1 protein-coding gene is annotated in these 255 nt (G+C 38.0%); it reads left to right on the forward strand.

The window, feature by feature from the left end; all coding sequences use genetic code 11:
* On the forward strand, window positions 1-255 hold a 255-nt coding region (locus tag M3210_RS20325), incomplete at both ends, for an aminopeptidase (protein ID WP_251518138.1).

Raw genomic sequence — 255 nt, forward strand, 5'->3', positions numbered from 1 at the left:
ACATTCCTACGGAAGAAATATTTACTGCTCCACATAAAAATAAGGTGAATGGCAAATTGGTAGGTACTAAACCTCTTATCTATGGGGGAAGTGTCATCGATGAATTCTATCTAATTTTTAAAGATGGGCGGATTACCGACTATTATGCCGCAAAGGGACAAGAAGTGTTACAAAATCTCATCGAAACAGACGAAGGTTCACATTCTCTAGGTGAAATTGCCTTGGTCTCTAATAAATATCCTCTTGATCAGTCAG

The organism is Oceanobacillus luteolus, from assembly GCF_023715655.1.
GTDB classification, from domain to species: domain Bacteria; phylum Bacillota; class Bacilli; order Bacillales; family Amphibacillaceae; genus Oceanobacillus; species Oceanobacillus luteolus.